Source organism: Rhodococcus sp. GB-02 (assembly GCF_053470465.1).
Window position 1 is genome coordinate 1,357,164 of sequence record NZ_JBPUKE010000001.1, and the last position, 12,551, is coordinate 1,369,714.

The following is a 12,551-nucleotide window of genomic DNA, read 5'->3' on the forward strand; positions in this document are numbered from 1 at the left end:
GACACGATCATGAATTTTCGAAAGAAGTCACGCAGTGCCCTGCTGATCGGCGCACTGGCCTTGGTGGCGACTCTCAGTGGCTGCTCGAGTGAGGACGCCTCGACCGCAGATGCTGAGATCCGAGCGTCGGCGCCGACGGACTCTGCGTTTGTCGCTCCGCGAGAAGTCCCGGCCGGCATGGGGAGCGGGAAGTCGGACGGCGAATTTCCCCGCACCGTCTCACACTTCGAAGGGGACACCACGATCGAATCACGGCCGGAGAAGGTTGTGGTGATCTCGACCGGACAGGCCGATGCGCTCCTGTCGCTCGGTGTCGTGCCAGCAGGTTCTACGCGTGGTGACGGTGCGGACCTGGTGCCGCCGTACCTGTCGGCCGCATACCCCGAATTCCGAACTCAGCTAGGTGATGTCGTCGACGCAGGTGGGCGCTTCACGCCGAATTACGAAGCGATCGTCAAGCTCGACCCCGACCTGATCTTGATGAATGTCGCAGGGAAGGATGCCGATTCGCTGTACGACCAGCTTTCGGCGATCGCACCTACCGTGGCAACGCAGGGGACCGGCGTCAACTGGAAGCAGGACTTCCTGCTCGTTGCGGACGGAATAGGCAAGACAGAGCAGGCGACGGCATTACTGGATACCTTCAACGCGGATGCCGCAGCCCTGGGTGCTTCCCTCTCGTCGCCGCCGACGGTGTCGTTCAGCCGCCAGAACGGAAATCGGCTGCGCATCTTCGGTATTCCTTCGTTTACCGGCAGTATCGCCCAGGACGCCGGCCTGACGCGTCCGGAGTCGCAGCAATTCGACGACACCTCCCGAGACATCAGTGAGGAAGAGTTGAACGTGGCGGACGCTGATTGGATCTTCTACGGGGTGCAGGGTGGGGACCCGGTGACGTTGACGAACGCGCCGTTGTGGGCGCAGTTACGTGGTGTGGTTGCCAACCACGCCGTTGCTGTCGACGATGACGTCTTCTACCTCAATACCGGACCGACTGCGGCTCGTGAAGTGCTGAAGGTTCTGCAGAGCACACTGCAGCAGTAGTTGATTCGGCTTGGCTGGGGGTGCCGAGGAACCGGAAGACGGCGCCGCCCACAGTGACCGCGAGTGTCGCGAGAACGGCTCCGGCGATGACGTCGGTGAGCCAGTGAGCTCCCAAGTAGAGGCGAGTGAGCGCGACGACGACGGTGACCGTCACGGCGAGGAGCATCAGAAGGCGTTTGACGGCCGGTGTTCGGTCGAGGCTCACAACGAGAACCGCGATGCCGAACAGCGCTCCTGTGCCGGTCACGTGACCGGACGGGAACGAGTGGCCGGTCTCGAGAAGTACTTGGATATTGGTCGGCGGACGTTCGCGACTGACTAGTGCCTTGATGACTGTGCTGGCAACCGCTGCACCGCCAACGGTTCCGATCACGATCAAGCCTGGGACTACCGAACGCGCTCGCCACGAGATGAGCACCCCGCAGGTGATCCCGAGCAATGCGGTGGCGACAGGACTGCCGAGATCTGTGACTGCGGCTGCGATCTGGTCCAGGGCGCCGCTCCGATGATCGACCATCCAGTTGGTCACCGGCCCGTCGAAGCTCGTCAACCACCCGTTTCGATATACCTGGATCGACAGCGTCACCAGGGCAAGCACGAGTCCGCACGTGCGGAGGACTGTAGACCGAACGCTGGAAGCTCGGTAGATCGAACCGAACGTGAACAGTGCTGCGGCTACCACGATTGCGGCAACCGCAATTTCCGCGGTAGTGCTTTCGGTCAGGACTTCGGTGACCACGTTTCGCACGGTCGACACAGTTGCAGGCATGAATGCAGTGTGACGATCCGAAGCTGAAGAAACGCTGAACGGAACTCGGTCATGGGCCAACCGTCTGCTCTACTGGGTGCATCCGAACAACTGTGTGTCGACGAAACGGGGCCGGTGATGCGAGTACTGGTGGTCGAAGACGAAGTGCGCCTGGCCGAGACGATCCGGCGGGGACTCGTGGCCGAGGGGTTCGTGACCGCCGTAGAACTCAACGGGGACGACGGATTCGCGACTGCCTGCAATGACGAATTCGACGTGATAGTTCTCGACATCATGTTGCCGGGAAAGCATGGATACGACATCGTGCGGGACCTACGCGCCCGGGAGATCTGGACGCCGATCCTGATGCTGTCGGCGAAGGACGGCGAATACGACCTCGCTGACGCTTTCGACCTTGGTGCCGACGACTATCTGGTCAAGCCCTTTTCGTTTGTCGTCCTCCTTGCGCGGCTGCGCGCTCTGGTGCGGCGCGGAGCTCCGCAACGTCCGGCGATACTCGAAATAGGAGACCTGTCCCTCGACCCCGCCAAACATCAGGTGAGGCGAGCGGGAAGCGAATTGACCCTGACGCCGCGTGAGTACAGCGTTCTCGAGTTTCTGATGCGCAACAACGGAGTTGTGGTCACCAAGAGCGAGATCGTCCGCTCCGTCTGGGACCGCAACTACGAAGGTGATGAGAACATCGTCGAGGTCTATATCGGTTACCTACGTAAGAAGGTCGACCTGCCGTTCGGAACTCACAGCATCGAAACCGTCCGAGGCGTCGGGTACCGCTTTGTCGGGACTGCCTGATCTTCAGTCGTTCGGTACCGGAATTGTCACCTCGAATCGACTTCCGCCGCACACTCTCTCGCTGACGGCGATGGTTCCGTGATGCGCCGCCACGATTTCCGACGCGATGGCGAGTCCAAGTCCGGACCCACCCCCTTGTCTCGACCGTGGTTGGTCCAGGCGGACAAAGCGTCCGAAGATTCGTTCGCGTTCTGCTGCAGGGATTCCGGGCCCGTCGTCCTCGATCACGATGTGGGCTTCGTGGCCGGCTTCGGTGCACTCGAGATGCACGAGGGTCTCGGCGTGCCGCACTGCGTTGTCGACCAGGTTGCGCACCATTCTCGTCAACGCTCGGGGGTCTCCGGAGACACGAACCGGAGCCACGGCAGCGGTGACCTTGACCTCGGAGAAACCGTCGATCCTCTTCTTCTCGGCGAACAAGATGTCGTCGAGGTCGACATCGACGGAGGTACCGATCTTTTCGAGTTCGCTTTCGTCCGAGCGCGCGAGGATCAACAGATCCTCGATCAGCTGCCGCATGCGACGCGCCTCGGGCAGTAGTGCGTCCTCGATCAACGCGTCGTCGAGGAGATCTGGGCGGTGGTGTGCCAGTTCGAGAGCCGTCGTGATCGTGGACAGCGGACTACGTAATTCGTGTGAGGCATCGCTGACAAATCGTTGCTGGGCCAGTGCACCTTCGTCGAGGCGTGCAAGCATGTCGTTCATTGTTGTTGCCAGCCGGGCTATCTCGTCGTTCCCGGCCGGGACGGGTACTCGTTCACCCTGTCGACCACTCGAAATCGAGGCCACCCGAGCGCGTATGCGTTCGACGGGAGCGAGGGCCGAACCGACCAGGCGGTAGGTGGCAAATGCGGCCAGCGCCAGAACCAGGGGGCCGACGATGGCCAGCAGAACGGCAACGGTGATGACAACGGTTTCAACCGGTTCGCGGTCGGCACCGACGAAGACGGTGACCGGTCCGGCCGGCGTCTGAGCGCCGCGTCCGATCAGCCAGTAGTCCTCGTTGTCCGACTCTTTCACCCGTCCGAAGGTGTCCGACTCGTCAGGGCCGAGAAGCTGTTCGGACAGGAGGCCACTCTCGGTTCCGGGAGATTGGGCGACTATTCGGTGATCGGCGTCGACGATCTGTACGATTCCGATCTGACTGTCTGTGGACAGAAGCGAGGGGTCGAGATCGGCCGGGTTCTTTCCGTTGAGCTGCTGGACCAACTGCGTGGCGCGAGCTTCGGAGCTGTTCAATGCGGACAGATGCAGGGAGTTCGCCAGTACGAAAACCAGTGCAAGCCCGGCGATCACCAGGCAGAAGGCGATCACGAGCGTCGATGCCACGGTCGAACGGGCACGTACGCTCCACCGAGACGGGTGCAGAATCGACTCGCCGATGAAGTTCATGGCGTCCAGTCTGTACCTTCGCGGCTGTGCATTGACGAAGACGGGTGACGCGGTCCCGTAAATCGGACCGCGTCACCCGACTACAGGATCAAGCCACTCGCTTGGCGGTTCGGCCGCCGAATTCGAGCATCACGGCGCGTCCGGTGTCGTCGGTGACAAAGCGCCCCAGCGTCCGCGTGGTGTCGGCGCGCGCAGCGAAGTCGAGGTCGTTGACGAAGGCGATCGGGATCGCCGGCGGCCAAACGATGTCCTCGTATTCGCCGAGGTCCTGCGCGCTGCCCATTCGGACGCCGATTCCCTCGTCACCGGGCGCGACGGTCATGGTCAGGTTGCCGGCCTGGTACTTGCCCAGGACGGCATCGACGGCCGACGGAGCGGGTTCGACCACGTCGAGAGATACCGGAGCGGGCAGTTCCGCGAGGTTGGCCATGCACCAGTCGACGATCTTCTTGCCGATTCCGCCGCCGAGTGCGTTGGTCAGCACGGTGACGGCGAAGTTCTTCTCGGGCACCGTCAAGAACTCGGAGACCTGGAGATTGCTCACATTTCCGCCGTGCCGCACTACCTGGGTGGTTCCGTACCGAGTCAGCAGCCAGCCGATGCCGACCTCCTCGAACATCATCGCTGCGGGACGTTGCGGCTTCTGCATCAGCAACCGGGTGGACTCGTCGAGCGGCTGTCCCTCACCGGGGTGTTCGCCCGAGAGTGCGTAGCGTGCCCAGACGAGCTGATCGCGCACCGAGGACCACATTCCGCCGCAGGGCGTCATGCCGCGGTCAAGCCCAGTCTCGTTGGATACGAACGGCTCACCGTCGCGAATGTAGTGGCCGAGTGCAAACCGGTGAGTCATCACGTCCCAGGGCAGGAACGCCGAGTTCTTCATGTCGAGTGGGTCCAGAACGCGCTGCTTGACCAACTCTTCGAAGGTCAGTCCGCTGATCTTGGCTACGACGTATCCGGCGAGAACGAATCCGGAGTTGCTGTAGGAGAAGACTTCTCCGACGGGAAATTCCTGTCGTAGTTCTTTCAGTCGTGAAATCGAGCGGCCCAGGGCGTCTTCGCCCCAACCGGCCGAGAGGCTGGCGTCGCCGGTGAATCCGCCGGTGTGGGTGAGGAGATGGCGCATCGTGACTGTGCGGGTGGCTGCGTCGTCGGCGAGGGTCAGTTCGGGGACGTACTCGGCCAGCGGCGTGTCGAGATCGAGAAGACCGTCCTCGACCAGTGCCATCGCGGCAGTTGCAGCAAAGACCTTTGTGGTGGAGCCGATCATGAACATCGTCTTGTCGGTGACCGGGAGCTGGGTTTCGATGCTCTCGATGCCGCTGGTGACGACGATGTCCTTGTCGCCATGCACAATTCCGACCGAGACGCCGGGGATGTTCGCCTCGAGCCTCCACTGATCGACGAGTTCTTGAAGCTGTTCTTGCATCTTTGATTCCTCGAGTTCGCTGGCGTTCTGTGTATCCGTCATCGTATGTGTATCGGTCGTCGTCACGCGTTAACCCGTGGTAGGAAGCGGAATCCGACGTACACGCCGTCGCGGTGCGGCCGTACCGTCGTCCAACCGGCGGCCCCGGATTGACGGGTGGTCCAGGTCCCCGGGATCTGCGACGGTACGAGAGTAGCTACCGTTGCAGGCTTCTTCGGAGCTGTTTCGTCTTCCTCGGGGTTCGGGATGACGTCACCGATGACGGTGATCACAGCTTCGTCAGCGGACTCTCCACGACGGAACTCGATTGCTATTCCACCCGAGCTGTACTTGCCCAGAACCGAATCCGGAATCGACTCCACACTCGCGGGGTTCGGGGCGAGGGCTTGCGGAGGTTCGAGCCCGATCAACGCGGCCGCGGCTTCGGTGAAGAGATCGCGGTAAAGACCGTCTGCTTTGCCGCCGCTGGTCAGCAGCGCGATCGCGACATTGTGGCGGGGGAAGATACGCAGATATGCGTGCTGCCCTATGGTGCTGCCGTCGTGGCCGAAAATCTCTTCGCCCGACCAGGTTTCATGGAACCAGCCCAAGCCCCAACCGGATTTGTCCGGGAACAGATCGCTGATGTCGATTTCGGGTGTACGCATCGCGGCGGCTGATTCCTCCGACACGATCCGCACGCCGTCGACGCTTCGTCCTTCGAGGAGTCCGAGTTCGGCGAACGTGAGTAGGTCTCCGATGCTGGCAGTGATGCAGCCGGCCGGCCCCATCGAGCGCGTGATCGGCCAGACGGGCATCACGACAGAGTTTTCCGTATGTCCTGCTGCCACAGAGTATCGCGGAGCATCTCCGGTCAACGTGAGTGTGTGCTCGAGGCCGAGAGGATCGATGATCCGCTCCTTGAGGATGTCGTCCCAGATGCCGCCGCGAAGAACCTCGACGATACGAGCTGCAAGGACGTACGCGGAGTTCGAGTACGCGAAGCCGTCCTCGAGTGGATGAACCTGACGGAAGTCACGCAGGCCCTCGACGTAGCGTTCGACGACGTCGTCGCCGCGACCCTTGTCGATGAAGAGGTCACCGTCGATTCCGTTGCGGTGGTTCAGAAGTGCGCGAACCGTGATGCGGGCGGCCGTTTCCTCGTCCTGCAGTGCGAAGTCGGGCAGGATCGACCGGACGGTTGCGTCCAGGTCGAGTAAGCCCTCGTCGACCAGTTGCATGATCAGCATCGCGGTCCACACCTTGGTGACGGATCCGATCTGGAACAGGGAGTCGGTGGAGACCTCGACCCCGGTGTTTGCATTGATGACGCCGGATGCCACCGTCGTACGGGTGATTTCCTTGCCGCTGGAATCGAGTGTGAGAATACCGAATTGAGCACCGGTGACGCTGTAACGCTCGCAGAGTACGTCGAGAGAACGCTTCCATGCACCGGCTCCGGCAGACGCGTTGGCCAGGCCGGTCTTGGGCAGCTTCGCCGAGGTGTATCGCTTCACCCACTCGATGAGCCTTGTGCTGTAGTCGATTCGGTGTGAGATCGAGCCGTTGACGAGGAAACCGTGGCTTGCGCCGGGATACGCCACCATTCGGGTCGGGACGTGCTGCTGGCGCAGCGCGGCGAACCAGGCCTCGGCCTGACCTAGCGGGCACCGCTCGTCCGACTTTCCGTGCAGGATCAGCGTCGGAGTCACCACGTTCTTCACGGCGGCGAGGGGCGAGGCAGCCAGGAGCCCCGCGGAGTTCTCGGGGACCGTCGTTCCGGTGGCCAGTGAGGCGAGGTGCGGACCGAAATCGCAAACCCCGGCCATGGCGTTGAAATCGCAGATCAGCCCACCGGCCACCGCCGCGGCAAAGCGATCGGTCTGAGAGGTGAGGTGGCAGGTGCTGTATCCGCCGTAGCTGTACCCGGTGATCGCCAGTCGGTTCCCGTCGACAAGTCCTTCGGCGACAAGAGCGTCGATCGGCTCGAGGAAGTCAGCTTGGTCCGAGGTGCCCCAGGCGCCGTTGACGGCGTACATGAAGTCCTCGCCGTACCCGTCCGATCCACGTGGATTGAGGGTCAGGATGCGCCAACCCTGCGCTGCGAGAACCTGGTGGGCGGGGTGATAGGTGTCGGCAACGCCAGTCCATGCGTTGTGCGGCCCGCCGTGAATGTCGAGCAGAAGTGGTGCAGCGCCATCGGTTTCGGGAGCGGACAGCAACCAACCGTGCACGGTACGGCCGTCGGAGATGGTGAATTCGCGTTCCTCGGCGGCAAACAGGGTCACCTCGGGAAGTGCTTCTGCGGTGAAGCTTGTCAGCGTGGTGACGGCGCCGCTGTCCAGGTCGACGAGTGCGACCTCACCGAAGGACTGCTGTGTGGTGACGATGACGGAGGCGACGCGCGCGTCACGGGCAACGGAGAGCGCCGCGACGACCTCGTTGGGATTGGCGACGAGGGAGCGGGAGGTGCCGGTTTCGATGTCGACGGCGTACAGATGCGTCCATCCGCGATCGCGCAGGCAGAACACGATCTCGTCGCCGGTGTTCGACAGTGCCGGTGTGCCACCGGGGTAACCGGGCGCGCCGGGCATCACGTTGCGATCGAGATGAGCGGTAAGGGTGACGTCGACCGGTGTCTCGATTGGACCGGGGGTGGACAGACGGATCAGGTCTGCAGTTCCGATACGGACCTCGGGAGTGCCGATGGCGACAACCGAATCTCCGTTGGGGTGCCAGAGCGTCGAGCCCTGCACCCCGGTGGCGTGACCGAGTTGCTGCGGCGGAACCGACAGATCGTCGACGAGGATTCGGTAGGCGCTGAACGTGAGGTTCAGATCGCTGTCCGGTTCCAGATTCGCTGTGAAGGCGAGAGCCTTGCCGTCCGGTGACCAGGACGGAACGTCTGCATTCCAATCACCGTCGGTGAGTCGTCGAACTGCCTTCGTCTCCAGTTCGACGGTGTGCAGGTGGCGCCGGAAGGTCCCGAGCCAACCGGCGCCGTCCACCTTGTATCCGAGTCGGTCGGTGACGATGGGCGCATTCGGATCGGTGGAGTCCGAACGCGAGACCACGGCGGCGAATGCAATGGCTTTTCCGTTCGGGCTCCAGGTCGCTGCGCCGGCACCGAGGGGGAGTGATGCTGCTGTGGTGAGGGTTTCGGCCTCGCCGCCGGCGAGCGGGATCAGGTGCAACTGCGCGGAGTCGCCGACCTTGCGGAGGAAGGCGATCGAGGTTCCATCCGGAGAGAACCGAGGGGCCGAATCGGCAGGTCCGGCAGTGAGGCGACGAGCCTGGGAATCGCGGGACACTGCCCAGAGCGATGTATTTGCCTTTCCGGCAACAATTTCCGAGCGAACGAAGACGACCACGCTGCCGTCGGGAGAGATTGCGGTTTCAGTGGGTGTGACCACACGGTGGAGGTCGTCGAGAACAAATGGACGGTCAGTCATGTAGATCCTTCGAATCGGAGAAATAGATGCAGACGTAAAGCTTTGTCTTCCGGCTTATTTCAGAACGCGGATGCCAGGGCCGGCCAGGGTGCCGCCAACCGGTGCATACAGGGCCGTCGCGCCGTTGAAGAACATGAAGTTCGGCGACGTGGACACCGGAACGACGTCAGACGAGGTGAACAGTGCTTGTTCCGCTTCCTTCCAAACCGTGCAGGATTCCTGCCCGGGCAGAACCGAGGCCTTCGCCGCCAGTTCGGTGTACTTCGGATTGTCGATCGATGCGAAGTTGACACCCGACGGTGGGGTGGGGCCGGCGAAGTACGGAACGAAGATGCTCGGGGTGTCGCTCTGGACGGTCAGTCCGATCGAGATCGACCATGACGTCAGGTCTTTCGCCGCGAATGTGTTGGAGATGATGAAGTTGTTGTCACCACCGCGAAGCTCTACCTTCGCGCCGAGCTCCTGCCACTGCTTCATTGCGTATTCTGCTGCTGCAGAGGTGGTGTCGCGGTAGTTGGCAAAGATGACCGTCAATTGCAGCGCTTGACCGTCCTTGGTCAGGACACCGTCGGATCCGGGCTTCCAACCGGCGTCCGCGAGAGTCTTCTTCGCCGCGGCCATGTCGAACTTCGGAACTACACCGGTGACGCTGTCGAAGTCGCATGCCCGCGGATCGACTACTGCCAGTGCCGTAGCGCGTGAGCCTTTGCCGCCGGTGTTGATGTCCGTGTAATCGTCGAGGTCGATCGCCTGTACGAGTGCGGTGCGTACCGCCTGGTCCTTGGTGGGGAGAGCCGCATTGTGGTTGAAGATGAACTGTCCGCTCAGGATGTTGGACGTCATCGATTCAAGGCCGGAAGCTTCCACACGTTCGATATCCGCGCCGGCAACCGCGGCCGCGTTGACCGTTCCCGTGAGGACCAGATTCGCCGTCGTCGCGGCGTCGGTCACGACCTTGATCGTGACCGTCTCGGGCACTCCGAGCGTGTCCGACGTGGTTTCGCCGTTCGGCCCCCAGTTATATCCGTCGCGGCGTTCGAGCGTGACGTGATCGTTGGCCACTACTTCGGTGATCTTGAACAGTCCGGTTCCGTTGCTGCTGCCTCGAACACTGACAGGGTCGTCGAGCGCTGCCTGGCACGCCAGCTTGAGAGCGCCGATGCGCTCGAGGAGGAAGGGCGCGGGTTCCGTTGTCTTGATCGTGAGCTCGTCACCATCAGCGGTTGCTACCGCAGTTTCGGGTACGGATGCTCCCAACCACGGCGAGCCGTTGGTCTTGTCGACGACCCAGTTGATGTTGTTCGCCGCTGTCTGGGCGGTGAAGGTCGTGCCGTCTTCACACGTGATCCCCTTTTTGAGGGTGAAGTTCAGCGAAGTTCCGTTCTCGCTCCATTTTTCGGCCAGATACTGGCCCGCTGCGCGGGTCTTGGGGTCGATGGCCAACAACGAGTCGTTGGTATAGCTGTTGATCGCCTGCGTGGCAGTCAGATTGGTGATCAGAGGATGAAGGTTGCCGGGGTCGGTGTTCACGATCGTCGTGAAGCTGCCGTTCTTGGCGTAATCGCCGGAAGAATCCCCGCCACGATCAGAGGAGCTTCCGCATGAGGCAACCGTGAGAACGCCGATCGTGACCAGAGCCGCGGTGGGCACTGAGCGAGCTTTCATCTGATGCACCTTTTGATCGAAGGAAGTCGTTGATCAATGTTGCGCGAGTGACGTGGCCCAGGTCTCGTTGAATCGACTCATGCTGAGTGCCTGAATCTGTCGGATCGTCACAATGGGTGGTCTTCGTTTCTTGCCGCACCACGGTTCGACTACCGTCGGAGTGTGCGCTCAGAATCTCGTCGATCAGATATCCAGACCTTCCATGTCATGGATGTATGGAAGGCCGCGACCGAACGTCAGCGGACACACGGTGACGTTCTGACGTTGGCTGCCGGTCAACCGTCGACGCCCGCTCCCGCGCCGGTGTTGCGCGCGACGCGAGAGATTCTCGGCACTGAACTACTCGGATACACCGAGACTTTCGGGATCCTGCCGCTGCGCGAAGCTATTGCGCGCTACCACAGTGAGCGCTCGGGAATCTCCGTCGACGCCGAAGACGTGGTGGTGACGACCGGTTCGTCCGGGGCGTTCACCTTGCTCTTCCTGGCCGCGTTCGATGAGGGGGACACCGTGGTGGTTGCTCGTCCCGGATATCCCGCGTACCGCAACACCCTTGCCGCGCTCGGCTGCAACGTCGTCGAACTCGACTGTGGGCCGGCAACTCGATACCAGCCGACGGTGGAAATGCTCGAGGCGTTGCCGGCGCCGCCTGCCGGTCTGATCGTCGCCAGCCCCGCAAATCCGACGGGCACGGTGATCTCGCCCGAGGAGCTCGCTGCATTGGCGACGTGGTGCGAGCAGCACGGCACTCTCCTGATCTCGGACGAGATCTACCACGGCATCGGATACGGCGATCAGCACACGTCGAGCGCCTGGGAGACCTCGCGCGAGTCCGTTGTGATCGGATCGGTGTCCAAGTACTTTTCGATGACCGGTTGGCGGCTCGGCTGGATGTTGGTGCCGGCCTACCTGCGGCGCCCGCTGCAGAGACTCGCGTCGAACATGACGGTGTGTCCGCCCGCGATCTCGCAGTACGCCGCGATCGAGGCGTTCTCGGACGAGGCGAAGGTCGAGTTGGACGGGCACGTTCAGCGGTACGCAGTCAATCGTGAACTGCTGTTGACCGGACTGCCGAAACTGGGCATCACGGAGTTGGCTCCTGCTGACGGCGCGTTCTACGTCTACGCGGATATCGGCCATCTGTGTGGTGACGAGGGCGCCACCGCTTGGTGTGCGCGGTTGCTGACAGATACCGGGGTCGCGTTGGCACCCGGAATCGATTTCGACACCGTCCACGGAAACCGGATGGTCAGACTTTCGTTCGCGGGTGCGACAGCCGACATCCAGGAGGCGCTGATTCGCCTCGAGAAGTGGCTCGGGTAACAAACAGCAGGGTCTTCGAGCTGTTTCGCCATGCGGAGGTGCCCTCTGCTGGCACGATGTCGTGGTGTCTTCTGCAGCTACGCCCAAGGGCGAACGACGTCGCCAAGCTCTGGTGGCGTCCGCTGCTGAACTATTGCTGGAAGGCGGGTTCGACGCCGTTCGTCACCGAGCGGTGGCAACCAGGGCCGACCTTCCACTGGCTTCGACGACGTACTACTTCGACTCACTAGACGATCTGATCGCGTGCGCCGTCGAGCTCAACGGCAACGCCGACATGGAAGCGATGCGCGCCAGAGTGGCTGCGGTGACCCAACGTCGGAGGGGCGCCGAATCAACCGTCGAACTGTTGGTCGAACTGCTGCTCGGCGACGAAGAGAAGCGTCCGGAGAGCCGCGAGCGTTTGATCTCGCGCTACGAACGATTCGTCGCGTGTGCCCGTCATCCCGCGCTTCGTGACGTGCAGTTGCGCCTACGCGCCCAGCTCGACGACCTGTTGACCGATGCGCTTCGACGCTCGGGCCGGTCGGCTCCCGAGGGGCAACTGCGTCGTCTCGTCGCGATGGTCGACGGCGCGATGATCACGGCTCTGGGGGAGTACGACCCGGACCCACGGGGGTTGGCCAGGGGAATGCTCTTGGAATCGATCGACGTGATGGCGCCGCCGGTCTAGCTCGGTCACTATCGGGGGTAACAGCACTGCTTGGCC

Annotated in this window: 9 protein-coding genes; 4 read left to right on the forward strand and 5 right to left on the reverse strand. The window is 62.4% G+C overall.

What is annotated here, in order from left to right; translation table 11 throughout:
- Positions 1 to 9: 9 nt before the first annotated feature.
- On the forward strand, positions 10 to 1,044 hold the full coding sequence (locus tag ACSW29_RS06440; protein WP_448276872.1) for an ABC transporter substrate-binding protein: 1,035 nt from the start codon (positions 10 to 12) through the stop codon (positions 1,042 to 1,044).
- On the opposite strand, the gene ACSW29_RS06445 is transcribed toward ACSW29_RS06440, so the two are convergent.
- The gene (locus ACSW29_RS06445) at positions 980 to 1,813 is read right to left on the reverse strand and encodes a phosphatase PAP2 family protein (RefSeq protein WP_448276873.1); all 834 of its coding nucleotides are present in this window, start codon (positions 1,811 to 1,813) and stop codon (positions 980 to 982) included. The genes ACSW29_RS06440 and ACSW29_RS06445 overlap by 65 nt on opposite strands.
- Positions 1,814 to 1,930: 117 nt before the next feature.
- On the opposite strand from ACSW29_RS06445, the gene ACSW29_RS06450 reads away from it, so the two are divergent.
- Positions 1,931 to 2,605: a response regulator transcription factor gene (locus ACSW29_RS06450; RefSeq protein ID WP_317828493.1), complete on the forward strand. Its 675-nt coding sequence runs from the start codon at positions 1,931 to 1,933 to the stop codon at positions 2,603 to 2,605.
- A 3-nt stretch (positions 2,606 to 2,608) separates the two neighbouring features.
- Here the strand turns inward: ACSW29_RS06450 and ACSW29_RS06455 are convergent, their stop codons facing one another.
- The 4 genes from ACSW29_RS06455 to ACSW29_RS06470 form a co-directional block, all read right to left on the reverse strand.
- Positions 2,609 to 3,997: a sensor histidine kinase gene (locus ACSW29_RS06455; RefSeq protein WP_317828390.1), complete on the reverse strand. Its 1,389-nt coding sequence runs from the start codon at positions 3,995 to 3,997 to the stop codon at positions 2,609 to 2,611.
- 88 nt (positions 3,998 to 4,085) lie between these two features.
- Positions 4,086 to 5,468: a serine hydrolase domain-containing protein gene (locus tag ACSW29_RS06460; RefSeq protein ID WP_317828391.1), complete on the reverse strand. Its 1,383-nt coding sequence runs from the start codon at positions 5,466 to 5,468 to the stop codon at positions 4,086 to 4,088.
- Between the two features lie 20 nt (positions 5,469 to 5,488).
- The gene (locus tag ACSW29_RS06465; protein WP_448276874.1) at positions 5,489 to 8,857 is read right to left on the reverse strand and encodes a serine hydrolase; all 3,369 of its coding nucleotides are present in this window, start codon (positions 8,855 to 8,857) and stop codon (positions 5,489 to 5,491) included.
- A 54-nt stretch (positions 8,858 to 8,911) separates the two neighbouring features.
- Positions 8,912 to 10,522, reverse strand: a complete 1,611-nt coding sequence (locus tag ACSW29_RS06470) for an ABC transporter substrate-binding protein (RefSeq protein ID WP_448276875.1) — start codon at positions 10,520 to 10,522, stop codon at positions 8,912 to 8,914.
- A gap of 162 nt (positions 10,523 to 10,684) precedes the next feature.
- Here ACSW29_RS06470 and ACSW29_RS06475 point away from each other — a divergent pair, with 162 nt between their 5' ends.
- Together ACSW29_RS06475 and ACSW29_RS06480 are read left to right on the forward strand one after the other, a co-directional pair.
- Positions 10,685 to 11,845, forward strand: a complete 1,161-nt coding sequence (locus tag ACSW29_RS06475; RefSeq protein WP_230814936.1) for a pyridoxal phosphate-dependent aminotransferase — start codon at positions 10,685 to 10,687, stop codon at positions 11,843 to 11,845.
- A gap of 64 nt (positions 11,846 to 11,909) precedes the next feature.
- Positions 11,910 to 12,515, forward strand: coding sequence for a TetR/AcrR family transcriptional regulator (locus ACSW29_RS06480; RefSeq protein WP_003945736.1), 606 nt, complete (start codon positions 11,910 to 11,912; stop codon positions 12,513 to 12,515).
- Positions 12,516 to 12,551 lie beyond the last annotated feature (36 nt).

Bases quoted from the DNA above. Each gene is read 5' to 3' on its own strand.
- ACSW29_RS06440 (WP_448276872.1), top strand. From the start codon at position 10: ATGAATTTTCGAAAGAAGTCACGCAGTGCCCTGCTGATCGGCGCACTG.
- ACSW29_RS06445 (WP_448276873.1), bottom strand. From the start codon at position 1,813: ATGCCTGCAACTGTGTCGACCGTGCGAAACGTGGTCACCGAAGTCCTG.
- ACSW29_RS06450 (WP_317828493.1), top strand. From the start codon at position 1,931: ATGCGAGTACTGGTGGTCGAAGACGAAGTGCGCCTGGCCGAGACGATC.
- ACSW29_RS06455 (WP_317828390.1), bottom strand. From the start codon at position 3,997: ATGAACTTCATCGGCGAGTCGATTCTGCACCCGTCTCGGTGGAGCGTA.
- ACSW29_RS06460 (WP_317828391.1), bottom strand. From the start codon at position 5,468: ATGACGGATACACAGAACGCCAGCGAACTCGAGGAATCAAAGATGCAA.
- ACSW29_RS06465 (WP_448276874.1), bottom strand. From the start codon at position 8,857: ATGACTGACCGTCCATTTGTTCTCGACGACCTCCACCGTGTGGTCACA.
- ACSW29_RS06470 (WP_448276875.1), bottom strand. From the start codon at position 10,522: ATGAAAGCTCGCTCAGTGCCCACCGCGGCTCTGGTCACGATCGGCGTT.